The 23,762-nt window shown below is 70.8% G+C and carries 17 protein-coding genes and 1 tRNA gene; 10 read left to right on the top strand and 8 right to left on the bottom strand.

The genetic code is table 11. The features are described from left to right. Positions 1–32 precede the first annotated feature (32 nt). Positions 33–1,532, bottom strand: coding sequence for an RDD family protein (locus VK611_15670; GenBank protein ID HMG42770.1), 1,500 nt, complete (start codon positions 1,530–1,532; stop codon positions 33–35). A 99-nt stretch (positions 1,533–1,631) separates the two neighbouring features. Here VK611_15670 and VK611_15665 point away from each other — a divergent pair, with 99 nt between their 5' ends. Continuing rightward, positions 1,632–2,975, top strand: coding sequence for a glycine--tRNA ligase (locus VK611_15665; GenBank protein HMG42769.1), 1,344 nt, complete (start codon positions 1,632–1,634; stop codon positions 2,973–2,975). Between the two features lie 9 nt (positions 2,976–2,984). Here VK611_15665 and VK611_15660 read toward each other — a convergent pair whose 3' ends face one another. Both VK611_15660 and VK611_15655 read right to left on the bottom strand, forming a co-directional pair. Continuing rightward, a complete protein-coding gene (locus tag VK611_15660; protein ID HMG42768.1) occupies positions 2,985–3,683 on the bottom strand; it encodes a hypothetical protein in 699 nt (232 codons plus the stop codon). Beyond that, positions 3,680–6,118, bottom strand: coding sequence for a PrsW family glutamic-type intramembrane protease (locus VK611_15655; GenBank protein HMG42767.1), 2,439 nt, complete (start codon positions 6,116–6,118; stop codon positions 3,680–3,682). The genes VK611_15660 and VK611_15655 overlap by 4 nt, the downstream gene beginning before the upstream one ends. 167 nt (positions 6,119–6,285) lie before the next feature. On the opposite strand from VK611_15655, the gene VK611_15650 reads away from it, so the two are divergent. Beyond that, on the top strand, positions 6,286–8,463 hold the full coding sequence (locus VK611_15650) for an MMPL family transporter (GenBank protein ID HMG42766.1): 2,178 nt from the start codon (positions 6,286–6,288) through the stop codon (positions 8,461–8,463). Here the strand turns inward: VK611_15650 and VK611_15645 are convergent. The 3 genes from VK611_15645 to VK611_15635 all read right to left on the bottom strand — a co-directional run bounded on the left by VK611_15645 (position 8,460) and on the right by VK611_15635 (position 11,152). Then, positions 8,460–9,290, bottom strand: a complete 831-nt coding sequence (locus VK611_15645; protein ID HMG42765.1) for an ABC transporter permease — start codon at positions 9,288–9,290, stop codon at positions 8,460–8,462. The genes VK611_15650 and VK611_15645 overlap by 4 nt on opposite strands. Positions 9,291–9,402: 112 nt before the next feature. Next, positions 9,403–10,182, bottom strand: coding sequence for an ABC transporter permease (locus VK611_15640; GenBank protein ID HMG42764.1), 780 nt, complete (start codon positions 10,180–10,182; stop codon positions 9,403–9,405). A 7-nt stretch (positions 10,183–10,189) separates the two neighbouring features. Beyond that, the gene (locus VK611_15635; protein ID HMG42763.1) at positions 10,190–11,152 is read right to left on the bottom strand and encodes an ABC transporter ATP-binding protein; all 963 of its coding nucleotides are present in this window, start codon (positions 11,150–11,152) and stop codon (positions 10,190–10,192) included. A gap of 90 nt (positions 11,153–11,242) precedes the next feature. On the opposite strand from VK611_15635, the gene ppdK reads away from it, so the two are divergent. The 3 genes from ppdK to VK611_15620 all read left to right on the top strand — a co-directional run bounded on the left by ppdK (position 11,243) and on the right by VK611_15620 (position 15,743). Then, positions 11,243–13,885: a pyruvate, phosphate dikinase gene (gene ppdK / locus VK611_15630; protein HMG42762.1), complete on the top strand. Its 2,643-nt coding sequence runs from the start codon at positions 11,243–11,245 to the stop codon at positions 13,883–13,885. A 172-nt stretch (positions 13,886–14,057) separates the two neighbouring features. Next, the gene (locus tag VK611_15625) at positions 14,058–15,095 is read left to right on the top strand and encodes a TerC family protein (protein ID HMG42761.1); all 1,038 of its coding nucleotides are present in this window, start codon (positions 14,058–14,060) and stop codon (positions 15,093–15,095) included. A 45-nt stretch (positions 15,096–15,140) separates the two neighbouring features. Next, positions 15,141–15,743, top strand: coding sequence for a DUF4389 domain-containing protein (locus VK611_15620; GenBank protein HMG42760.1), 603 nt, complete (start codon positions 15,141–15,143; stop codon positions 15,741–15,743). Between the two features lie 69 nt (positions 15,744–15,812). On the opposite strand, the gene VK611_15615 is transcribed toward VK611_15620, so the two are convergent. Continuing rightward, the gene (locus tag VK611_15615; protein HMG42759.1) at positions 15,813–17,384 is read right to left on the bottom strand and encodes an alkaline phosphatase D family protein; all 1,572 of its coding nucleotides are present in this window, start codon (positions 17,382–17,384) and stop codon (positions 15,813–15,815) included. A 140-nt stretch (positions 17,385–17,524) separates the two neighbouring features. Between VK611_15615 and dnaG the strand changes: the two genes are divergently transcribed. The 5 genes from dnaG to VK611_15590 all read left to right on the top strand — a co-directional run bounded on the left by dnaG (position 17,525) and on the right by VK611_15590 (position 23,187). Next, positions 17,525–20,326, top strand: coding sequence for a DNA primase (dnaG, locus tag VK611_15610; GenBank protein ID HMG42758.1), 2,802 nt, complete (start codon positions 17,525–17,527; stop codon positions 20,324–20,326). Positions 20,327–20,442: 116 nt separating this feature from the next. Continuing rightward, positions 20,443–21,591: an RNA polymerase sigma factor RpoD gene (gene rpoD / locus VK611_15605; GenBank protein HMG42757.1), complete on the top strand. Its 1,149-nt coding sequence runs from the start codon at positions 20,443–20,445 to the stop codon at positions 21,589–21,591. Between the two features lie 46 nt (positions 21,592–21,637). After that, positions 21,638–21,710: transfer RNA gene (locus VK611_15600), tRNA-Asn, on the top strand. A 53-nt stretch (positions 21,711–21,763) separates the two neighbouring features. Continuing rightward, complete coding sequence (locus tag VK611_15595) at positions 21,764–22,273, top strand: sigma-70 family RNA polymerase sigma factor (protein ID HMG42756.1); 510 nt, start codon at positions 21,764–21,766, stop codon at positions 22,271–22,273. Further along, positions 22,273–23,187, top strand: a complete 915-nt coding sequence (locus tag VK611_15590) for a hypothetical protein (GenBank protein ID HMG42755.1) — start codon at positions 22,273–22,275, stop codon at positions 23,185–23,187. The genes VK611_15595 and VK611_15590 overlap by 1 nt, the downstream gene beginning before the upstream one ends. Positions 23,188–23,540: 353 nt before the next feature. On the opposite strand, the gene VK611_15585 is transcribed toward VK611_15590, so the two are convergent. Beyond that, positions 23,541–23,762 (bottom strand): hypothetical protein (locus VK611_15585; GenBank protein ID HMG42754.1); only part of this gene is annotated, 222 nt, incomplete at its 5' end.

The raw sequence follows: 23,762 nt of genomic DNA, 5'->3' as shown, positions 1-23,762 counted from the left end.
GGTCGGCCGTCACCTGACGCCGCAAGGTCCCGTCAGATGGGCTTCCACTCCTTGGCGGTGTCGTCCCACTGGAGCCAGCGGCTGCGGTTCGGGTCCCACTGGATGTAGGCGCCGCGGGCGGCGTCCCACTGCGGCTGGTACGGCGAGTCGCCCTGCTCCTGGGCCTCGGCGGGTGACGCCCCGGCGGCAGTGGCGGGCTCGGCCGTGGCCGGCTCCGCGTCCGACGGCTCGTCGACAGCGGGTTCCTCGGCGGGTGCCTCGACGCTCGGCAGCTCGTTGCCCTCGGGCGGCGTGAGGGCGCCAGCGGGATCCTCGTCGGCGGGAGCGTCCTCGGACTCGGTGGCGGCGGGGGCCTCGTCGGACTCGGCAGCGTCGTCGGCCTCGGCGGTGCCTTCGTCGGACTCGGCAGCCTCGTCGGACTCGGCGGCGGCTTCGTCGGACGGGGTTGGTTCGTCGGCCGGGCTCTCGGCGGGCGGGTCGTCGGGCGTGACGACGGGGGTCTCGTCGCTGCTCGCCTCGCTGGGCTCGGGCCGGCTGGGTTCTGGATCCAGCACTGGTGCCGGGGCGACCGGTGCGATCTCGGTCTGCGCAGTGTCGTCAGGCCGGGGGGTGAGCACCGGGACGATCTCGGTCTGGCCCGTGTCGTCGGGCCCGGGGATCGGCGCGGCCGGGACGGGGGCGGCACCGGAGCCGAAGGGCACGTCGTAGCGGGCGGTGTCGCCCGGGCCGGGTGTCGGCGCCGGGGGAGCGGTGGGCGGGGACGCAGGCGGCGCCGTCCCCCACACCGGAGGCTGCGGCGCGTTCGGCGCCGGCGGCGCACCCCACGCACCGGGAGCGCCCGGCGCACCCGGAGCCGGAGCCGGCGGCTGGTAGGGCGGCGCGCCCGGGTAGCCCGGAGGCGCCCCGTACGGCGCCGGGGCGACCGCCGTCAGCGCCATCCCCGGCACGACGACCGGCCGACCCGCGTCGCGCTTGCGCACCACGAACGTCTTGGCCGCCATGTCGCCCACCCGGCGATGCCCGGTGGTGGTCAGCGCGCAGATGAAGCCGACCAGCGGGATGCACGGCAGGCCGTCGACGATCCACAGCACCGAGCGGATCAGCGACTTGACGATCCCCGGCTTCTGGCCGTCGTCGCTCACGGTCCGCAGACCCAGCAGCAGCTTGCCGGGCGTCCAGCCGGTGACCCCCTGCAGCACGATGTAGGCGACCACGAACGCGAGCCAAGCGGCGGCCTGGATGGCGAAGTCGTCGCCGTCGGTCCAGTACACCTTGTCGCCGAACTTCACGCACGTCGTGGCGTCCTGGGTGTCGGTCAGGATCTGGCACGCGTCTTCCTGGTCGAGACCTTGAGGGTTGTCGTCGTACTCGGCCAGCGGGCTCAGCGGTGTGGCGCTGATGAAGGCGATCAGCAGCACGTACAGCAGGGCGTCGACGATCCAGGCGGCGGTCCGTACACCGATGACGGCCGTGGGATCGTGGGCTGCTGCCGCGAGGTTGTTGGCAGGCATCGGGTAGCCGGGGGCGCTCACCTGGGTGGTTCTAGCACTCGATCGTTACTGCTCTGTGCCTCTCTGCCCCGTGGAAACCATGTTCCGGGGCTTCCGCGGCGACTCGTAGACTCGGCCTTCATGCCCGACGAGGCCACCACCACCCCTGAGCTCTTCGACAAGGTCGTCAACCTGTGCAAGCGGCGCGGCTTCGTCTTCCCCTCGGCCGAGATCTACGGCGGCTTCCGCTCCACCTACGACTACGGGCCGGTCGGCGTCCTCCTGCTGCGCAACGTGAAGGAGGCGTGGTGGCGCTCGATGGTGCAGCTGCGCCACGACGTGGTGGGCCTCGACGCGGCGATCCTGTCGCCCCCGGCCATCTGGGAGGCCTCGGGGCACCTGGCCAGCTTCACCGACCCGCTGGTCGACTGCCGCAACTGCCGTGAGCGCTTCCGCCTCGACAAGCTCGACGACCCCCGGCTGTGCCCCAACTGCGGCGCCAAGGACAGCTTCACCGAGGCCCGCCAGTTCAACCTGATGTTCAAGACCCACGCCGGTCCGGTCGAGAACGAGGGCGCGGTCGCCTACCTGCGGCCCGAGACGGCGCAGGGCATGTTCGTCAACTTCAAGAACGTGCTGGAGACGTCGCGCAAGCGGCCGCCGTTCGGCATCGCCCAGATCGGCAAGTCGTTCCGCAACGAGATCACGCCCGGCAACTTCGTCTTCCGCACCCGCGAGTTCGAGCAGATGGAGATGGAGTTCTTCGTGCCGCCCGCCGAGGCGCAGCAGTGGTACGAGTACTGGTGCCAGGAGCGCTACCGCTGGTACACGGACCTGGGCATCCCGGCCGACAAGCTGCGCCTCCGCCCCCACGACGACGACGAGCTGTCGCACTACTCGTCGGGCACGTCCGACGTGGAGTTCCTGTTCCCCTGGGGCTGGGACGAGCTGGAGGGCATCGCCAACCGCGGCGACTACGACCTGAACGCCCACGCCAAGCACTCCGGCGAGAAGCTCGAGTACTTCGACCAGGCCGCGGGCGAGCGCTACGTGCCGCACGTGATCGAGCCGGCCGCGGGCGCCACCCGCACGGCGATGGCGTTCATGATGGCCGCCTACGACGAGGAGGAGGTCGTGCGCGAGGGGCAGGGCAAGGGCGAGAGCCGCGTCGTCCTGCGCTTCCACCCCCGCATCGCCCCCTACAAGGTGGCGGTCCTGCCGCTGTCGAAGAACGAGAAGCTGGTCCCCGTGTCCCGTGAGGTGCTGGGGATGCTCCAGCCGCTGTTCATGTGTGACTACGACGAGACCCAGGCGATCGGCCGTCGCTACCGCCGCCAGGACGAGCTGGGCACCCCGTACTGCGTGACGATCGACTTCGACACCCTCGAGGACCGGGCCGTGACCGTGCGCGACCGCGACTCGATGGCCCAGGAGCGCGTCCCGCTCGACGACCTGGCGTCGCACCTCACCGCCAAGCTCACCTGACGCTCGGGTTCAGTCGGTGGCGCCGATGGCCGCCGCGACCCAGCGCATCCGGGCGAGGGTGTCGTCGTCGGTGGGCCCGGGCGGCACGATCAGCAGGAACCCCCGCCCGCATGGCACTTGCCGGGCCTCCGGCGGGAACTTCCCCGGATCGTCCAGCGGTGCCGACATGTAGACGTGCGACCCGATCTCCCAGGAGGGGTTGTAGCGCTTGACGATCAGACGGTGGAGGAGCCGGTCGCGGATCCGTGCCCTGGTGCCGTCGATCGCGTCGAGGACGGCGGCGAAGAGCTCGGCGATGGTCTCGTCGGGGTACGACCACAGAAGCTGGCCGGGTTCGTTCACCTTGAGGGAGACAGTGACCTTGAGGTCCTCGTCGCTGCCCCAGCCCCCGGAGAGGACGACGCTGTGTTCACCGTTCGGGCTGTTGCGGCGTCCGACGAGCCACTGGTGCGAGATGGCGCCTTCCATCAGTTGGCCGAGGTCGTTGCGGAGACGTCCGTCGACCAGCACCTTCGTGAGGAGCGCTCGGTCGTCGGGATCGATCGGTGCGTCGTCGAGGCCGTCTACGTGGCCGACCCACGTTGTCTCACCTGGGAGCCCGGAAGTGATCGCCCTGAGCAGATCCGAGTAGCGCTCGGCGTAGGCCTCCCACGACGGCGAGGGCGTTAGGGACGTGGCGCCGAACAGCCAGTGCGTGTTCATGATCACGGTGCCATCCCTTCCGGTGGTGCGACGAACACTGCGGTGATCCTCCCATGCAGGCGATTGTCGTCCTCGAAGGCCTCGTTGAGGAGCTCGGCGACGTCCTCCTGGGCGCAGCGCCACTCCACCGGTGCGCCGTCCGCCGCCCGCACCTGGTCGAGCGCCTGGTTCAGCTCCCCTTTGAGGCCCTTCTTCGGGTTCGGGTTGTTGCCCCACCACTCATGCCACTCATCGGTTCTCGGGTCGACGAAGCGGGAGTAGTCGCCCTTCGCGTCGAGGAGGACGTCGCCCGGGGTGCCGTCGAAGTGGTGGGTGTCGATGCCGTCGAAGTTCACGTCGTTGTGCTGGAACTCCTGGCCGTGGGGACCGCCGGCCTGGGTGCGGACCCAGTCCTCGTAGTCGCGGTTGAACGGGTTGCCGTGGCTGCGTGTCGGGACGCCCGGCTCCTGGCCCGGCGTGATCCAACGGCCCTCCTCCCGGGGGTTGCCGGTGCGCGGTCGAGGGGGCGCGTCGGCATCGGGCGCGACCTCGTCGTCGACGCTCCGGCGGACGCGGTCGTCGCCGGCCTCGATGATCTCGTCGACGTTGCGCCGCAACCGGTTGCGCACGAACGAGCTGCCCCGGGGAACCAGGCGCCCGGCCGCCTCGCTGCCCGCGTACCAGAGCACGTCGGCAGGGGTGAGGTCCCGGAAGAACCGCCGGGTCGCCTCGTTCGGGTCGCGGACGAAGTCGGCGGCGCCCCGGCCGTGCTCGGGCACCGCCGACGCCATGCTCACGTAGCCCAGCGTCGGCAGGAACGCCCAACCGAAGCCGAAGCTCAGCAGGAAGGCGGCACCGCCGATGAGGATCATCTGCTCGGCGAACGACAGGCCGGACCACCATTCGCCGAGCTCTTCCAGAAGGTTGGCGAGGAACACGCCGTCGGCCCCGCCCCCGCCACTGCCGCCCCCGCCCTCGACCGCGGCGGCGACGACCGCGACCCCGGCGAGGACGACGACCAGGCCGACGCCCGCGGCCGCGAGGCCGCGCCAGATGCCGCGCAGGCCGGTGCGGGGCCGACGGCGGTCGGCCAGGGTCTCGGCCTGCTGACCGACCTGGCGCTGCAGCCGGAGGTGGCGCAACGTGACGAGGAGCCGGCTCCGGCCCGACGTCCCGTCGGGTGCGGCCCCGACGACCGCCAGCACCAGGTGGTGCCAGATGTCGGCCAGGGTGGCGATGGTCCAGCGGACGCTCTCGGCGACGGCGCCCACCACGACGCGCCGCGACCTCGTGGTTCCGCGGGCCGAGAGCGCGAGCGCGTCGCCCGCCCGGTCGGCCAGGCGCTGTAGCCGGGTGGCAGTGGGCACGGCGGGCAGCGGCGGCAGGGTGGTGCGCGCCCGGCGGAGCCGCCGGACGTCGAGCACCATCCCCGCGGCCAGCAGAAGGGTCAGCAGAGGGCCCTCGAAGCGCCCGCGGCCCCAGGTCCGCCAGGCGTCCTGCAGCGAGTCCGGGACGTCGGCCTCGTGCTGGCCGGGGACCTCGATGTCGAAGCGCTCGGCCAGCTCCTCGTCGACCTGGACCTCGGGGAGCTCGACGATCGGACGGTTGGCGACCTCGTTGAACATCGCGTGGTCGACGGTGACGAGGCCGAACAGGGCCACCGGCAGGAGCCAGACGAGTGGTCCCAGGCGCCAGCGCAGCCGGACGGCGAGCCCGATGCCCACTGCCGCCAGAGCCGTCGGCACCGCGTGGCCGGCGAACCAGGCGGGCTCCGACGTCTCGACGACCGAGCTGATGTCGACGTGGGATCCGCCCTGCAGCCACCCCCAGCCGTAGCTCGCGTCGCCCAGGGGCAGGTCGGCGAAGAGGAACTCGCCGAGCGAGGCGAACCCGGTCGTGGTCCGCTGCCCTTCGACGATCCGGCGGACCGTGTCCTCGACCGCCTGGAACGCGAACCCGGCCGCGTAGCCGACGAGCAGGAAGTCCACCACCGCGAAGCCCTGCGCGCGCCGCCGGGCGAACAGCAGGATCGCCAGCAGCGGTACGAGCTTGAGCGACTCCTCCACCGGACCAGCCACGTACACGGCGCCGTCGGCGGCGTTGATGTCGGCGTCGATCCGGCCGCTGATGACGACCTCGAGGAGCCCGATCAGCGGCGCGGTGACGATCCCGACGCTGAAGACCAGGGCGACGAAGCGCCACGACACCGTCTTGGTCCGGGCGACGAGGAACAGCTGGACGATGCCGTAGTAGGCCCAGAGCCACGGGCGCAGTCCGGGGCGGGCCGAGTCGACCACCACGAGGCCGGTGACGAACACCGCCAACGAGGCCCACGACCAGATCGTCCACGTCAGGCGCAGCCGTCGCACGAGCACCGCATGGCGGCCGGACCAGGCGCGGACGCGCGCGGCCCACGCCGCCCACGCCCCGTTCGCCTCGACTCCCAGCCCCACAGCTGCCATCGCCCGCCCGCCTCGACACGACCCGTCGTCGTGCCACCACCGTACGACCTGTCCGGGCGGCCGGCCCGGCGCCTGCCTTCCGGCCACAACCCTGACCAGCGGTTGAGCGGGGGCCTGATCGGGCACGATGGGCGACGGCGGGCGAACGACCATTCGAGAGGTCCGTCGTGCTGCAACGTCTCGCCCGCTTCTGCTACCACCGTCGAGCTGTCGTGGTGGTGGCATGGATCGCCGTCGTGATCGCCCTGCAGGTGGCCAACACCGTCGCGGGCGGCACGTTCAAGGACGAGTTCTCGCTGCCCGACTCCGAGAGCGACGACGCCTTCACCCTGATGAAGGAGAAGGGCTTCGGCGACCAGGCCGGCTTCAGCGGCCAGATCGTGCTGCACAACGACGCCGGCTTCGACGACTCGGCCGTCCGCCGCGAGGCGCAGAGCCTGTTCGACCGGTTCGAGAAGGAGATCCCCGACACCACGGTGGTCAGCCCCTTCACCCCGGAGACCGCGCGGCAGATCTCGCCCGACGGGACGATCGCCTACGCCGAGGTCAACCTGGCCGACCGCGACTCCACGCAGTACGAGACGGCGGCCGAGACGGCCCGCAAGCTGGCCGCCGCCGCCGACATCCCCGGCACCGACGTGGATCTGGGCGGCGCGATCTTCGTCGAGCAGCCCGAGTTCTCCAGCGAGATCATCGGCATCGGGGCGGCGATGGTCATCCTGCTGATCGCCTTCGGCTCCGTGCTGGCGATGGGCCTCCCGATCATGACCGCCCTGTTCGGCATCGCCGCCGGCATCGCCCTGGTGGGCCTGGCCGTGAACGTGATCGGCATGCCCAGCTTCTCGAACCAGGCCGTGATGATGATCGCCATCGGCGTGGGAATCGACTACGCCCTGTTCATCGTCACCCGCTACCGCGAGAACCTCCACGCCGGTGAGGATCCGGAGCGGGCGGTGGTCCGGGCGATCGACACGGCGGGCCGGGCGGTCATCTTCGCCGGCACCACCGTGATCCTGGCGGTGCTGGGGCTGTTCACGATGGGCATGAGCATGATGAACGGACTTGCCGTCGGCATCGCCCTGGGCGTGCTGATGACGATGCTGGCGGCGGTCACGCTGCTGCCCGCGGTGCTCGGCTACGTGGGCCGCAACATCGACAAGCTCGGCCTGCCGCACCGGGCCCGCAAGGAGGGCGCCGACGACCGGTCGATCTGGTATCGCTGGAGCCAGGTGATCCAGAAGCGGCCGTGGCCGCCGCTGATCATCGGCACGCTGTTCCTCCTGCTGCTGGCGACGCCGCTGCTGTCGATGCGGCTCGGCAACAGCGACACCGGCACTAACCCGAAGTCGGACACCACCCGCCGCGCCTACGACCTGCTGGCCGAAGGCTTCGGCCCGGGCTTCAACGGCCCCTTCCTGCTGGTCGCCGAGACGCCGGGCGGTCAGTCGGACCTGGCGACCCTCGGCAAGCTGTCCACGAAGCTGAACCAGACCGACGACGTGGCGTTCGCATCACCGCCGATCCCCAACGACGCTGGTGACGCCGCGCTGCTGCAGGTGGTCCCGAGCAGCGCTCCGCAGGACCAGGCGACCAGCGACCTGGTGCACACGCTGCGCGACGACACGATCCCGTCGGTCACCGACGGCACCGATCTGGATGTGCTGGTGGGCGGCTACACGCCGATGATCGTCGACTTCTCCAGCTACATGGCCGAGCGGCTGCCGTTGTTCATCGGGACCGTGCTGCTCCTGTCGTTCGTCCTGCTGATGGCCGTGTTCCGGTCGCTGCTGGTGCCGCTCAAGGCGGTGGTGATGAACCTGATCTCCATCGGCGCGGCCTACGGGGTGCTGGTGGCGATCTTCCAGTGGGGCTGGGGCGCCGGTCTGGTGGGCGTCCACACGAAGGGGCCGATCGAGATGTGGCTGCCGATGATGCTGTTCGCCGTGGTCTTCGGCCTGTCGATGGACTACGAGGTGTTCCTCCTGTCGCGCATCCGTGAGGAGTACGACCGCAGCGGCGACAACGCCTCGGCGGTGGCCAAGGGCCTGGCGTCGACGGCCCGGGTGATCACGGCCGCGGCGGTGATCATGGTGTTCGTCTTCGGGTCGTTCGCGCTCGGCCCGATGATCGCCATCAAGGAGATGGGCGTCGGCTTGGCGGTGGCCGTGTTCCTCGACGCCACGGTGGTCCGCATGGTGATGGTGCCGGCGACGATGGAGCTGCTCGGCGACCGCAACTGGTGGCTGCCGAAGTGGCTCGACCGCATCCTGCCGACGATCCACGTCGAGGCCGGCAAGGACGACCCCGCCGGGTCGCGCCAGCCGGAGCCCGTCGGCCAAGGCTAGGGCTGGAGCAGCTTCGCGATCCGACGGGACGCCACCCGCGTCCCCACCCAGCCCATGACCAGCAGGTAGAGCGCGTTGAGCAGCAGGCCGGCGTGGAGGTCGCCGAGCGTGACCGACCGGGTGAGCACCACGCCCTGGTACAGCGGCGTCCAGCGGATCACCGCGGCGAGGCCGTCCGGGTAGCGCTCCAGCGGGAAGAACGTGGCCGAGAACAGGAACAGCGGCACCATCACCATGCCGACCTTGTCGAAGTCGAGGTACGACCGCATGTACGTGGTGGCGCCCAGGCCCGCCCCGGCGAAGGCGAAGCCCACCAGCAGGGCGATCGGCAACCCCAGCACCGCCCAGAACGACGGCGTCAGCCCGAACAGCGCCATCACCACCAGGAACCCGACGGCGTACACCGCGCCCCGCAGCAGCGACCAGGCCACCTCGCCGAGGGCGACGTCCTGGGCGTCGAGCGGCGTGGCCAGCATGGCGTCGTAGGCCTTGGAGTACTTGAACTTCACGAAGAAGTTGAAGGTGGTGTCGAGGATGGCGCCGTTCATGGCGGCGTTGGCCAGCATGGCGGGGGCGACGAACTGGTCGTAGGCGATGGGACGGCCGCCGGGGCCGGGCACCGTGCCGACCAGCTCGCCCACGCCGACGCCCAGCGACAGGAGCAGCAGCACCGGCTCGACGAACCCGGACGCGACCGCCAGCCAGTACGTCCGCATCACCCGCATGTTGCGCTCGAGGATCCGCAGAGCCCGCTCCGGCGGCGTCCCGACCCGGGAGCGGACGGCGCTCGCCACCTGCGTCGCCGTTACCGCGTCGACCAGCGTCATTGTTCCCCGCTCCTGGCGCTCCGCGCCGGGCCGCTCGGGCCACGCTCGCTCTTCGGCTGTGAACCCGGCCAGCGCCTTGCCTCGGTGGGCCTCGCCGCGGACGGACGCTCGCTCACGCGGCCAGCCTCCGGGTGAAGCCGCGCCCGGCGAGGAGGCAGCCGAGGGCGATGGCCGTTGCCAGGTAGGCGGTGTGGCCCACGCCTTCGACGAGGCCCAGCGTGCCGGTGGTGGCGCCCCGGCACAGCTCGACGACGTGCCACAGCGGCGTGGCCCACGCCAGCGGCCGGATCGCGGAGGGGAGGTCCGACAGCGGGAAGAACGTGCCCGAGAAGACGAACATCGGCATGATCACGATGCGGAAGATCACCGGGAAGCTGCCGTCCGTGTCGCGGGTGATCGACCACGCCGCCAGCAGCGACGAGAAGGTCAGCGCGCAGAGCACGGCAGCCGGGACCGCGAGCACGCCCCAGACCGACGGGACCGCGCCCAGCAGGGCCGCGGTCACCACGAACGACACCGCGGACGCGCCGCTCATCACGCCCCGCCACAGCAGCCAGCCGCCGAACACGTCGGCGGGCCGCAGCGGGCTGGCCACGGCGGCGTTGAAGGTGCCCTGCCACTTGTGGCCGCCCATCACGCCCCACAGGCCGTCGCCGGTCATGTTCTGCATCACGCCGCCGGCCAGGAGCCCGGGCGCCACGAAGGTCAGGTAGTCGAAGCTGCCCACGCTGCCGCTGCCGGTGCCCGAGTCGACGTAGCTGCCCAGCCCGAGCCCGATGCCGCCGAGGAACAGCAGAGGCACCACGAAGAACGAGAACACCCACGCCTTCCACAGCTTGAGCCAGCCGCGGGCCTCGCGCTCCGTGTAGCGGAGCATCACGGGGACGGCCACGGCCCCGCTACTCCTCGTCGAGCCGGCGGCCCGTGATCTGGAGGAACACGTCCTCCAGCGAGCTGCGGCGGGACAGGGCCGAGTCGTGGGTCGCGTCGAGGTCGCCGATGTGGCGGACGGTGTCGTCGGCGTGGTCGGTGTAGACGAGCAGGCGGTCGGGCAGCGGCTCGACCTGCTCGCCGGCCTCGCCCAGCCGCCCGGCGGCCGTGGCCTGGATCTCGGGCGTCGGGTAGCGCAGCTCGACGACCTCACGGGTGCAGTAGCGCTCGATCAGCGCCCGGGGCGAGCCCTCGGCCACGATGAGGCCCTGGTCCATGATCACGAGGCGGTCGCAGAGCTGCTCGGCCTCGTCCATGTAGTGGGTGGTCAGCACGAGGGTCACGCCCTCCCGCTTGAGCCGGTAGAGGCGCTCCCACAGCAGGTGACGGGCCTGTGGGTCGAGGCCGGTGGTCGGCTCGTCGAGGAGGAAGAGCTCGGGCCGGTTCATCAGGCCGCGGGCGATCGTCAGCCGGCGCCGCATGCCGCCCGACAGGGGATCGACCCGGTCGTGGCGGCGGTCGGTCAGCCGGGCGAAGTCGAGCAGCTCCTCGGCCCGTTCCCGCACCTCGGCCATGGGCAGCCCGAAGTAGCGGCCGTAGATCACCAGGTTGTCCCACACGCTGAGCTCGAGGTCGAGGTTGTCGAGCTGGGGGACCACGCCGATGCGGGCCCGGATCTGGGCGCCGTGGGTGCGGGGGTCGAGCCCGAGCACCGACAGGGCGCCGTCGGTGCGGGGCGACACGCAGGCGATCATGCGCATCGTGGTCGTCTTGCCGGCGCCGTTGGGGCCGAGGAATCCGAACACCTCGCCCCGCGCCACCGCGAAGTCGACGCCCCCGACGGCTACGGACCCGTCGAAGTGCTTGGTCAGCGCCTTCGCCTCGACGAGGGGCGGTGGGCTGTCGTCGTCGCTCGTGGCCGCCCCCTCCATCCGCCCGACGGTACCGGGAGGGCCCCGGCCCGCCCGAACGGTTTTCGGCGCGTTAGGTTCCGACCGAACCGGACGAAGAGGAGGTGCCCGATGCCGCACGTCTACGCCTTCGACCACGCCCACGAGCACCCGCCGAAGGACATGAAGGACCTCCTCGGCGGCAAGGGCGCCAACCTGGCCGAGATGACCTCGGTGCTGGAGCTGCCGGTACCGCCGGGGTTCACGATCACCACCGACGCCTGTCGGGCCTACATGGCGTCCGGCTGGCCTGCCGGCCTGGGGGACGAGGTGGCGACGCAGGTGGCCCGGCTGGAGCAGGTGATGGGGCGCCGGCTCGGCGACGTGACCGACCCGCTGCTGGTGAGCGTGCGGTCGGGCGCCAAGTTCTCGATGCCGGGGATGATGGACACCGTCCTCAACCTGGGCCTCAACGACGACAGCGTCGACGGCTTGGCGGCGGCCACCGGCGACGAGCGCTTCGCCTACGACTCCTACCGGCGCTTCGTGGCGATGTACGGCCGCATCGTCCTCGACCTCGACGGCGAGCTGTTCGACGACGAGCTGGAGCGGGCCAAGGCGGCGGCAGGTGTCCGCACGGATGCCGAGCTCCCGGCCGAGACCCTCCGGGGCCTGTGCACCACCTACAAGGCGATCGTCGCCGAGCACACCGGCCGCGCCTTCCCGCAGGCGCCCGAGGCCCAGCTGCGGGGCGCCATCGAGGCCGTGTTCTCCTCATGGGACAGCCCTCGGGCCCGGGCCTACCGGGAGCGGGAGAAGATCCCGCACGACCTGGGCACCGCGGTGAACGTGCAGGTGATGGTGTTCGGCAATCGCGACGACAACTCCGGGACGGGCGTGGGCTTCACCCGCGACGCCGCCACGGGCGAGGCCCGGCCCTACGGCGACTTCCTGGTCAACGCCCAGGGGGAGGACGTGGTCGCCGGCATCCGCAACACCGAGAGCCTCGACGACATGGCCCGGCACTTCCCGGAGATCCACGCCGAGCTGCTCCACGTCTTCGCCCGCCTCGAGGCCCACTACCGCGACATGTGCGACACCGAGTTCACCATCGAGCAGGGCAAGCTCTGGATGCTGCAGACCCGGGTGGGCAAGCGCACCGGTCGGGCGGCCCTGCGGATGGCGGTGGAGATGGCGTCGCCCGACAACGCCGGCGGCGCCTGGTCGCTCACCCGGGAGGAGGCGCTCCTGCGGATCACCGAGGATCACCTCGACCAGGTGCTCCACCCGCAGTTCGCCGCCACCGAGGTGACGGTCCTCGTCACTGGGCTCCCCGCGTCGCCCGGGGCCGCGGTGGGGAAGGTGTACTTCACCGCCGACGACGCGGTCGTCGCCGCCGAGCGCGGTGAGCCGGTGATCCTCGTCCGCAGCGAGACGTCCCCCGACGACGTGCACGGCATGCAGGTGGCGCAGGGCATCCTCACCGCCCGCGGGGGCCTGGCCAGCCATGCGGCCGTGGTCGCCCGGGGCTGGGGGATTCCGGCGGTCGTGGGGGCGGAGGCGCTCCGCATCGCCGGCAAGGAGCTCACGGTCGGCGAGACGAAGGTGGCCGAGGGCGACGTGGTGTCGCTCGACGGCGCCACCGGTCGTGTCGTGCTCGGCGAGGTCGAGCTGAGCGCCGCCGAGGCGTCGGGCGAGCTGCAGACGATCCTGGCCTGGGCCGACGAGGTGCGCACGGGTGACAACGCCGGCCGCCTGCGCCTCGGCGTCCGGGCCAACGCGGATACCGGTGACGACGCGACGGTCGCCCGCGACTTCGGCGCCGAGGGCATCGGGCTGTGCCGCACCGAGCACATGTTCCTCGCCGAGGACCGGCTGCCGGTCGTCCGGGAGATGATCCTGGCTGACGACCCCGACGGCGAGGCGGCCGCCCTGGAGAAGCTGCGGGTGGTGCAGAAGACCGACTTCGTCGACGTGCTGGCGGCGATGGACGGCCTGCCCGTCACCGTCCGCCTGCTCGACCCGCCGCTCCACGAGTTCCTCCCCAGCATCCATGAGCTGGAGGTGAAGGAGGCGACGTCGGGGCTCTCCGACGAGGAGCAGCAGATGCTCGCCGCGGCCCGGGCCTGGCACGAGCAGAACCCGATGCTGGGCACGCGGGGCGTGCGGCTGGCCGTCCTCAAGCCGGGCCTGTACGCCATGCAGGTGCGGGCGTTGCTGGAGGCCGTCGACGAGCGCCTCGCCGACGGTGGCACCCCGATCGTCGAGGTGATGATCCCGCTCACCGTCGTGCGGGAGGAGCTGGCGCTGGCCCGGAGCTGGGTGGAGGAGGTCGTCGGCACCGGGAACGAGCACGTCACCGTCGGCACGATGGTCGAGACGCCCCGGGCCGCGCTGCGGGCCGCCGAGATCGCCGAGGTGGCCGACTTCTTCAGCTTCGGCACCAACGACCTGACGCAGATGACGTTCGGCTTCAGCCGCGACGACGTGGAGTCGCGCCTGATGCCGGCGTACCTGGCGGCGGGTCTGCTGCGGCGCAACCCGTTCGAGACGCTCGACGCTGCCGGGGTGGGCGAGCTGGTGCGGCTGGGCGTCGAGCGGGGGCGGTCGACGCGGCCGGACCTGAAGGTGGGCGTGTGCGGCGAGCACGGTGGCGACCCCGAGTCGATCGCGCTGTTCCTGGAGGCCGGCGTCGACTATGTGTCGTGCAGTCCGTATCGGGTACCTGTCGCGCGACTGGCTGCCGCCCAGGCCGTCATCCACCAGACCGGTTAGGGAGGAATAACTGACTGTGTTCCCCGACCGCCTATAGTGCGTATCGACCGAAGGGGAGTAGCCCTGACGGCGTCATCGTCAATACGGCTCCGGCCCGGTGGCGTCGGCCCGTGTGGCGGGCGAGACCTTCGGCTGATTCGTCACAGGTGACAGCAGCCGGAGGCAACCCCACGTGTCCATCGCCCTACTCGCATCCGAGGCATCGAGCAGCGAGAACTTCGCCAGCTTCGACGTGCCGATCGGCATCTGGATCGGGTTCGTCGCTGTTATCTCGGCGCTGCTGATCGTCGACCTGCTGCTCGTGCACCGGACGGCGCACGTCATCACCACCAAGGAAGCGGCGATCGAGTCGGCGATCTGGATCGCCCTGGGCATCTCGTTCACCCTCGTCATGTGGTGGTGGCACGGTGGCGACGCGGCGGGCGAGTACATCTCGGGCTACCTGATCGAGAAGAGCCTCTCGGTCGACAACGTGTTCGTGTGGGCCCTGATCATGAGCTACTTCGCGGTGCCCCGCGAGTACCAGTTCCGGGTCCTCTTCTGGGGTGTCTTCGGCGCCCTGGTGCTGCGGTTCGTCTTCATCTTCGCCGGCGTCGAGCTGCTCAACCGCTTCGAGTGGATGCTCTACGTCTTCGGCGGCTTCCTCATCGTCACCGCCATCCGGCTGCTGCGGCAGAACGACGAGGAGGTCCACCCCGACAACAACCCGGTGTTGAAGTTGGTGCGGAAGGTGGTCCCGTCGACCACCCGGTACGACGGCCAGAACCTCTTCACGCGGATCGACGGGAAGAAGCTGGCGACGCCGCTGCTGGCGGTGCTGGTGGTGATCGAGACCAGCGACGTGGTGTTCGCCGTCGACTCGATCCCGGCGATCCTGGCGGTGAGCCGCGAGCAGTTCATCGTGTTCAGCTCGAACGCCTTCGCCATCCTCGGCCTGCGGTCGCTGTACTTCCTGCTGGCCGACCTGCGCGACCGCTTCACCTACCTGCAGCAGGGCCTGGCGGTCATCCTCGCCTTCGTGGGCATCAAGATGATCCTGGCCAACCAGTTCCACATCGACACCGTGTACAGCCTGGGGTTCATCGCCGTGGTGCTGGCGGGGGCGATCGGGGTGTCGTGGTTCGTCGACAAGAACAAGACCGACGGCGGCGACGGGGGCGACGGCGAGTCCGATCGTGACGACGTGGTGCTCGTCGAGGACGCGCCGTAAGCCTGAGGTTTCCCCCGTGTCTTTCACGGGCATTCGCGTCGGCCTATGGAAGCAGTAGGTCATCCATATCCCGCAGCGCTGGAGATCGACTCGCCGGAGCGCATGGCGCGCTGGCGACCGCTCGTCCAGTGGCTGCTCGCCTTGCCGCACTTCGCGATCCTCTACGCGCTGACCATCCTGTCCCGGGTCGTCGGGTTCATCAGCTGGATCATCGTGCTGTTCACCGGCAAGCTCCCACCGTGGGTCGCAGGGGTGCAGGCTATGTACCTCCGCTACTCCAACCGAGTGACGGCGTATGCCGGGTTCCTGAAGGACGCGTACCCGCCGTTCAGCTTCGACACAGCCACCCACGATCCGGGTGACTACCTCGGCGAGACCGTCGAGTTCGAGCCCCAGCTGGAGCATCGCAACCGGCTGACGGTCCTGCTGCGGGTGCTGTTGGTGATCCCGCAGCTGATCGTGCTGTTCTTCGTCGGCATCGCGGCGTCCGTCGCCTGGCTCGTCGGGTTCTTCGCCGTGCTGTTCACGGGTCAGTGGCCCGAGGGCATCCGACGGTTCGTGGTCGGTTCGATGCGTTGGTCGCTCCGCGTGGATGCGTACTTCATGCTGATGACCGACGAGTACCCGCCGTTCAGCCTCGAGCCGTAAGCCAGGCCTCGCCATCGATCGTCGTCCCCGCCCCCGGGCGAGGGACGACGATCGTGCGCGTGTGGGCCGCTATGCCACCCCTCCAACCACCTCGACGCCCTTGCGTCCGGCCTCGGTGACGAACCGGGCGTAGGTGGACACGGTGGCGTCCTGGGAGCGGACGGTCGACATGGTGCGCAGGTCGGTCAGCCAGCGCTCGCGGTCGACGTCGCACACCAGGTAGCCCCGCCCGTTGTCGATGAACTTCCAGTGGGGGCTCTCGGCCTTGATGGGGTCGTAGGTGGCGTGGAAGGCGTCGCGGCTCCCGTCGGAACCGGAGCTGATCGACGTGCCGGTCAGCTCGGCACCGACGGCGGGCGACGCCGGGTCGTAGAAGTCGGCCTTCAGGTCGGAGACCCAGGTGGCGTGGCGGTCGCCGGTGAGGACCACGGGGTTCGCCACCCTGGCCAGCTCGCCGAGCAGCCGCTGGCGGGGGACCCGGTAGCCGTCCCAGTTGTCGAAGTCGAACACCTCGACGGGGCCGGCCGAGCGGTCGTTCTGGGCGACCATCGTCTGCTGGGCGAGGACGTTCCAGCGGGCGCGTGACCGGCGCAGGCCCCGGAACAGCCACTCCTCCTGCTCGGCGCCGAACATGGTGGCCGCCGGGTCGTTGGCGCCGGCGAGGTCGGCGGGCTGGTCGGAGCGGTACTGGCGGGTGTCGAGCACGTCGACCTGCAGGAGGTCGCCCCAGCCGAAGCGGCGGTACAGCGGGATGTCGATGCCCCGGGGCTTGGCGCTCGGCGGCAGCGGCATGTGCTCCCAGTAGGCCTGGAACGCCGCGGCCCGGCGGGCGAGGAACGCCTCCTGGGGCTGGTTGGCGGGGTCCTGGGGGATCTCGTCGGCCCAGTTGTTGTCGACCTCGTGGTCGTCGAACGTGACGAGCCAGGGGAACGCCGCGTGGCACGACTGCAGGTCGCCGTCGCTGCGGTAGCGGGCGTGGCGGCCGCGGTAGTCGTCGAGGCTGTACGGCTCGTCGACGCCGTCGTGCTGGCGGAGGGCGGTGGCGCTGGGGCGGCCCTCGTAGATGTAGTCGCCGAGGAAGACGACGAACGCCAGGTCCTCCTGGGCGAGGGCCCGGTGGGCCACGTAGTAGCCGTCCTGGTAGTTCTGGCAGGAGGCGGTGGCGAAGCGGAGGTGGTCGAGGCGCTTCCCGGGTCGGGGCGCGGTGCGGGTGCGACCGGTGGGGCTCACCTCGCCGCCGGCGCGGAACCGGTACCAGTAGGTCGCGTCGTCGCGGAGGCCGTGGAGCTGCAGGTGGAGGCTGTGGCCCTCCTCGGGCACGGTGGTGACGTGGCCGCGGCGCACGACGCGGCGGAAGCGCTCGTCGGACGCCACCTCCCAGTCGACGCGGTAGGGGGTGGCGGGCATGCCGCCTCCGGGGATGAGCGGGTCGGGGGCGAGGCGGGTCCAGAGGACGACGCCGTCGTGGGTCGGTTCACCGGAGGCGACGCCGAGGGTGAAGGGCGGGGCGGGCAGCGGCGGAGGCGGCGAGGGTCGGTTGTGTCCCGTCGAAGCGAGCGCGGCGGTCGGGTCCATGATGCTGACGGCGCTGGCTCCTGCGACGGCGCCACCGGCAGCCTTGATGAAGGCACGTCGGTCCATGCCCCCAGACTCCGGCACCGGGGTGGCAGCGGCTTTGCGACGCCGTGTCGCCCAGTCGAAGGCGCGGTGAAAGGTTTGCTCCCGCGACCGCTGTCCCCGAGGCCGGGGTTCGGTACATGCGTTCGGTAACCTCGCCGGCCATGGGCATCCTCGACGAGGACGTAGTCGCCGTCCGTGCGGCCAGCGACGTCGTCGGGATCGTCAGCCAGTACCTCCAACTCCGCAAGGTCGGCCGCCGCTGGACCGGCCTCTGCCCCTTCCACCCCGAACGCACCCCGAGCTTCTCCGTCAACGCCGAGGAGGGGCTCTACTACTGCTTGGCAGGGGAGACCCAGGTACTGACCTGGGAGGGTGTCAAGCCGATCCGGGAGCTGGCGGGGACGACGGCGAGGATCCTGACCGAGAAGGGTCGGTGGGTCGACGCCCCCTTCATGTCGTTCGGCGTCCAGCCCCTGATGCGGGTCACCCTGACCCGGAACGGTCAGCGGAAGGTCATCCACGCCACGCCCGAGCATCGCTGGTTCGTGCGGGGGCGGGGGACGCACCGGTACGAGCGCACCACCGCCGAGCTTCGCAAGGGACAGTCGCTCGCCTGGTCGTTCACCCCGAACCGCACCCGCAACCTCGAGGAGCTCTCACCGTTCGGGATCGCCCACGGGATCGTCTTCGGTGACGGCAGCCTCTTCGGTCGCAGCGCTCCCACGGTTTCTCACCACGCCTCCACCGGCGGAACGCCCACCTCGGTGTTGGAACGGCCGAGGTCGGGCAGCCAGCAGCCGGACCTCGACGAGTCCCCGCAGTACCTGGCCGGATGGCTGGCCGGCTACCTCGCCGCCGATGGTCACGTCGCCACCGACGGCACCTGCAGCATCAACTCGGCCGATCGCTCGAACCTGGAGCTCGTGCGCGACGTGTGCACCCGCCTCGGCATCGGCACCTACGGCGTCGAGCGTGAGCCCGGCGAGCTCCACCGGGTGCACCTGATCGCCGAGGACCTGGACGAGCGGTTCTTCCTCGTCGACGAGCACCGGCGTCGCTTCGCCGGGTCGTCGAAGAAGTGGAGCCGCCGGGGGTGGGTCGTGCAGTCGGTGGAGGAGACCGACCGGGTCGAGGAGGTGTACTGCGCCCAGGTCGAGGGGACCCACAACTTCACCCTCGAAGACAACATCCTCACCGGCAACTGCTTCGGGTGTCAGGCGAAGGGCGACGTGATCACGTTCGTTCGGGAGATCGAGCACCTCGACTTCGTGGGGGCCGTGGAGTGGTTGGCGGGCAAGGCCGGCGTGTCGTTGCACTACACGGAGCGCAACGAGGGGGAGGGGCGCAAGCGGCGGGCGAGGCTGGTGACGGTCATGCAGCAGGCGGTCGACTGGTACCACGAGCGGCTGCTGTCGTCGGCCGACGCCGGCGGCGCCCGTCGCTACCTGCGGGAACGGGGGCTCGAGGGCGACGTGGTGCGGGAGTACCGCATCGGCTGGGCGCCCGACGACTGGGACCAGCTGTGCCGGGCGCTGCACCTCAGTGAGGACGACGCCCGCGACACCGGACTCGGGTTCCGCAACAGCCGCAACCGCCTGCAGGACACGTTCCGGGGCCGGGTTCTGTTCCCGATCAGCGACCCGCAGGGCGACCCGGTCAGCTTCGGCGGCCGCATCCTCCCCGGCAACGACGACCCCCGGAACCACGGCAAGTACAAGAACACCCCGGAGACGCCGCTCTACCACAAGAGCAAGATCCTCTACGGGCTCGACCGCTCCAAGGCCCACATCGTCTCGGCCGACACCGCGGTGGTGTGCGAGGGCTACACGGACGTGATCGGGTTCGCCCGCAGCGGGGTGCCGCTGGCGGTGGCGACCTGCGGTACGGCGCTCACCGACGAGCACGTGAAGCTGCTGCGCCGCTACGCCAAGCGCCTGGTGCTGGCGTTCGACGCCGACGGTGCCGGCCAGGCCGCGGCCGAGCGCTTCTATCGGTGGGAGCGCGATCACGACCTGGAGGTCGCGGTCGCCGACCTGCCGCCCGGCCGTGACCCCGCGGACGTGGCGCAGTCGGAGCCGGAGCGGCTGAAGCAGGCGGTCGACGGGGCGACGCCGTTCCTGCGCTTCCGGCTCGACCGAGCCTTCGCCGCCGCCGACCTGGCGACCCCCGAGGGTCGGGCCCGGATGGCCGAGCGGGCGATGACGATCGTGGCCGAGCACCCCCTCGACCTGGTGCGCGACCAGTACCTGATGGACGTCGCCAGCCGCTGCCGGCTCGACCCCGAGCGCCTGCGCCCCACCCTCGACAAGGCCATCGTGGCCGCCAAGGAGGCGCCCCGGGCCCCCGAGAAGGTCGCGACCAAGCCGAAGCGCGCCGACGGTTGGGACGACGGCCCGCCCCCCGCCGGCTGGGAGGAGTTCGGCAGCACCCCGCCGCCCGGCGACCACGGCGCTGGCGGCGACAGCCGCGGCCCCCGTGAGCAGCAGGGGCGGCAGCGCCCCGCAGCACCGGGGCGGCGCGACGACGGCACCGGCCGGCCGGCGCTGGAGGTCCTCGGGCACGCCGTGCACAACCGGGGCGAGGTCGAGACGTGGCTGCGGGTCGAGCTGTTCCGCGACCCCACCCATCGGGCCGCGCTGGAAGCGCTCGCGGTCGGCCCCTCGGTGCGGGAGGCGATCGACGCCGCGCCGCCCGATGTCGCCGACCTGCTGGCGCGCCTGGTGGTCGCCGAGCCCGACTCCGAGCCCTTCGACGCCGTACGTCGTCTCGGCACGGAGGTGGCCCGGACCGAGCTGACCGGACTGCGTCTCGGGGCCGCCAGCCACGACGACCCGGGCGCCGTCCTGGCCGAATCGGCCTTCCTGGGTCACCTGGTCGACGACCTACGCGGGCTCGATACCAGCATGACCGCGCTGGATCGGTTGCTAGCCTGGCTCAATCAACGGGTTGGAGACGGGGGATGACGGAAGCTGCATCGACGCTGAGCGCATGGGACAGGTCGGCCCGATCGACGGTCGAGCGTGCCATCGCAAGAGCCCGGTCCACGGGGCGTCTGACGCAGGATGATCTCGTACGCTTGTTGCCCGACGTCGAGCTCAGCGTGGAGGTCCTCGACGAGATCCGGCGGCGCTGCAAGGAGGCTGGCGTGGTTCTCGAGGAGTCCGGTGATCTTGACATCACGGTGTTGGACGGTGAGCTGACCGCCGACCCGTCGCTGGGGCGCGCGGCCGCGGCCGAACGTCGCCGGGCTCGGCTCGGCGGGAAGAAGGCCGGCGAGAGCGGCGCTTCGACGTCCGATCCGGTGCGCATGTACCTGCGCGAGATCGGCCGCGTCCCCCTGCTCACCGCCCAGGGCGAGGTCGACCTGGCGATCCGCATAAAGGCCGGCGTCGAGGCGTCGGTGCGCCTGGCCGAGGCCGAGGCTTCGGGCGAGACCGGCGCCGAGAGCCTGCCCGCCGACGAGGCCGGCGAGCTGCAGTTGCTCGCCGACGACGGCGACATGGCCAAGAGCGCCCTGATCCAGGCCAACCTGCGGCTGGTGGTGTCGATCGCCAAGCGCTACGTCGGGCGGGGCATGCAGCTGCTCGACCTGGTGCAGGAGGGCAACATGGGCCTGATGCGTGCGGTCGAGAAGTTCGACCACACCAAGGGCTTCAAGTTCTCCACCTACGCCACCTGGTGGATCCGCCAGGCCATCACCCGGTCGATCGCCGACCAGGCCCGCACCATCCGCATCCCGGTGCACATGGTCGAGTCGATCAACAAGGTGCACCGGGTGCAGCGCCAGATCGTGCAGGAGCTCGAGCGCGAGCCCACGGTCGAGGAGCTGGCCGAGCGGGTCGGCCTGACGCCCGAGCGGGTGCGGGAGATCCAGCGCATCTCGCTCGACCCGCTGTCGCTCGATTCGCCGATCGGCGAGGAGGACGACTCGTTCCTCGGCGACTTCATCAAGGACGACGACGCCGACGAGCCGCTCGACATCGCCACCCGGCAGATGCTGCAGGAGGCGGTCAACGAGGTGCTGGGCGAGCTGAACGACCGCGAGCGCGAGGTCGTGCGCATGCGCTTCGGCCTGGGCGACAACACCGAGGCCCGCACCTTGGAAGAGGTCGGCAAGGAGTTCGGCGTCACCCGCGAGCGCATCCGGCAGATCGAGTCGAAGACGCTGGCCAAGCTGCGTCACCCCAACCACGCCCAGCGCCTGCGGGACTACCTCGACGGCGAATAGCGCTCACGGGGCTGGGCATGGCGACTGCTACAGTCCAGAGGCTCATTCCGGGGTAGCTCAGCTGGCAGAGCGACGGACTGTTAATCCGTTTGTCGTGGGTTCGAGCCCCACCCCCGGAGCAAGTAGCCCGGTGCCCATGTAAACCAGCCAGCCTCCTCTGGCGTATCTGGGCATGGAGACGGTTCTGCAGCGAACGTTCGAGGAAGCCTTCCCCGAGCTGTTCCGCGTCGCTTACCGCGCGGCGTACCGGGTGACGGGTGACGCTGCGGCGTCGGAGGACGCGGCCAGCGAGGCGCTCGTCCGGGCCGGGCTGCGGTGGCGTCGCATCAGCGGCCGATCGCTGCCGTGGGTCGTGCGGGTGGCGACGAACCTCGCCATCGACCAGACCCGTCGCCGTGCCCGCGAGCGTCCTGTGGCCCATCACGGCACGACGTCCGACGGCATCGAGTCGGTCCAGGCCAGCGTCGACCTCCACCGAGCGTTGAAGGCGCTGCCGAAGCGCCAGCGCGAGGTGGTCGTCCTGCGCTACTTCGGCGAGCTGAGCGAACGGGAGATCGCCGCCGAGCTGGGCGTCGCGCCCGGGAGCGTGAAGAGCCATGCCAGCCGCGGCCTCGCCGCTCTGCGGGCAGGACTCGAAGAAGAGTCCCCTGACGGCCAACTAGAACCCGAGGAGCTTCGCTGATGACCGCCGACCTGCCGTTCGTGCACCCCGCCCAGGACCCCTCGATCGAGACCACCGACCGGGCCCGGAGTCGGGTCCAGCGCCTCGTGCGCCGACGTCGAGCCCAGCGTCGTGCTCTCGGATCGACCGCTTTCGTCGCTCTGGCCACCGTCGGTGCCTTCGGCACCATCGGGACGTTGACCGGTGGCGATGACGACGACCTCGTCGCCCAGGGAGGGGTCGGCGATCGCGCCGACGTCGATCCGGACACAGCGTGGTCCGGCGCCGTCCTCGCGGAGGACGGGCGCACGTTGACGATCATGGTCGGGTCCTCGCCCGCCGGCGACGGACCATGTGACCAGAACCTCGTCCACGAGGTCCTCGAGACCGGCGAGTCCGTGACCGTCGGGTTCGAGGAGTTGCCCGGCCCTCCGGCCTCCGAGGATGTCGCCTGCATCACGCTGGCGCAGCCCCAGAGGTTCGACATCGACCTCAGCGCACCGCTCGGCGACCGGCAGGTCTACGACGGCGTGGGGCCCGAGCCTCAGACGGTGCACCGCCTCGCCGAGCTGGTCGACGTCACCACCGTGCCCGACGGGTGGACCGCCGAGGAGCCGATGATCTCCGGTGTCGAGGGGGACGGCTGGCAGCAGACCTTCCATCGGGACGGCGCCGACTGGTACTTCGCGGTCGACCAGCAGCCGGAGTCCGACGCCACCACACCGGAGGGGACGCCGGCGCCCGTGACGGTCCACGGCATCGAGGGCCTGCGCTACTCGGGCCAGATGAACGACACGATGGAGTCGATCGTCTGGGTCGAGGGAGGCGTGTCGATGACGGCGCGGGGCGAGATGCAGGGCCCGCCCACGTTCACCCACCGCGACGAGCTGCTCCAGATCGCCGAGGGCGTCCGGTTACCCGCAGCCGACGGGTAGCAACGCAGGAGGACGGGCTGCCGAATCTGGCTCCATCAGTTCCCTTGCCTTGCCGTAGTGACCTACGCGTGTGGAGCGTCACCCTCGATGCGAAGTCCTGGCCTGCGTCTTTGCACGTCTCGGGCGAGCGAGCCACGCACAGTTATCAGGCCAGTTCGACCGAGCTACCTCGCGACCAGTTGCGGGCGTTTCCCGGGGAAGCGTGGGGGGTGCGACCTCGCGACCCCCGTGGGTGACGGACTCCGGCTGCGATGGCCTGCCAGACTCACGAGCCAATGAACGGTCAGTCACCTCCGCCGGGCCAACAGGCTCTTGGTGAGTTGGGTTGGCGGTCCCTCCTGCGTTCTCTGGTGCTACTGCCAATCGTCGCCATTCCGGCCGCGCCGCTCTTCGCCTGGCTCGGTGATGTTTCGTTGGGAGGCGGCTATGTGAGGGCTCTCGCAATGAGTGCGCTCGGAGGCGTCATCCTGCTCGTGCAGGCTCGAATCGCCCGCGAGGAGCGCGGCGAGTCCGGCTAGTGGGCTGTCGCGAAACGTTCCGCCGGTAACTGTCTTCAGGCGACTCTGCGGCGGTTC

The sequence above is a fragment of the Acidimicrobiales bacterium genome, assembly GCA_035316325.1.
Classification (GTDB): domain Bacteria; phylum Actinomycetota; class Acidimicrobiia; order Acidimicrobiales; family VFJN01; genus DASXTK01.
The sequence above is the reverse complement of the archived record's forward strand: the minus strand, read 5'-3'. Positions and strand labels throughout refer to the sequence as shown.